The organism is Halomonas sp. 141 (genome assembly GCF_002810305.1).
Lineage (GTDB): Bacteria > Pseudomonadota > Gammaproteobacteria > Pseudomonadales > Halomonadaceae > Vreelandella > Vreelandella stevensii.
On record NZ_PINZ01000128.1, the window covers coordinates 1 to 794 of the forward strand.

A 794-nucleotide genomic window follows, 5' to 3' on the forward strand; every position below is an offset into this window, starting at 1 on the left:
CCTAGGGTGCGTTAACAATTGCTGATGGAGATCGGGCTGATTTAGAATATCAGCATTTTTCGGTGATCTATGCCTCGGCTAATGCTACGTGATGACCAATGGGAGCGCATCGAGCACATGCTCCCCGGCAAAGCTTCAGATCGCGGGGTGACGGCCAAGGACAATCGCTTGTTCGTGGAAGCCGTCCTGTGGATCGCCCGGACAGGCGCTCCCTGGCGTGATCTGCCCGACGCCTTCGGTCGCTGGCACACTGTCTACATGCGCTATAACCGGTGGTCTAAGAAGGGGGTCTGGCAGCAGGTTATCGACACATTAGCCGATGATCCCGACATGGAGCAGCTGATGATAGATGGCAGTATCGTCAAAGTTCATCAGCATGGGGCGGCAAAAAAACGGCTCAGAGCACCGAAGCCATGGGGAAATCGCGTGGGGGATTGAGCACCAAGATCCACGCGGCGGTCGATGCCCTCGGCAACCCGGTACGGCTAATCCTCACACCGGGCCAAGCGTCTGAGTACGGAGCCGCCCCAGCGTTACTGGCGGGCTTTTCTCCAGCGGCGGTGCTTGGCGACAAGGGGTATGATTCCACCGCTTTGAGGGACATCATTCGAGCGGTGGGCGCCGAGCCGGTGATTCCGCCGAGAAAGAATCGCTTGGAATGCCCCGAGATAGATTGGCACTGTTACAAGGATCGCAACCTGGTAGAAAGGTTCTTCCAGAAAATCAAGCAGTTCAGGCGGCTGGCAACACGCTATGAGCGACTGGCGAGAAACTACCAGTCGCTACTCAACCTT

1 pseudogene is annotated in these 794 nt (G+C 57.1%); it reads left to right on the forward strand.

The annotated features are described in order from the left end of the window. Positions 1 to 117 precede the first annotated feature (117 nt). Positions 118 to 794 (forward strand): annotated as a pseudogene (locus tag CWI66_RS17660) (IS5 family transposase); the annotation flags it as partial.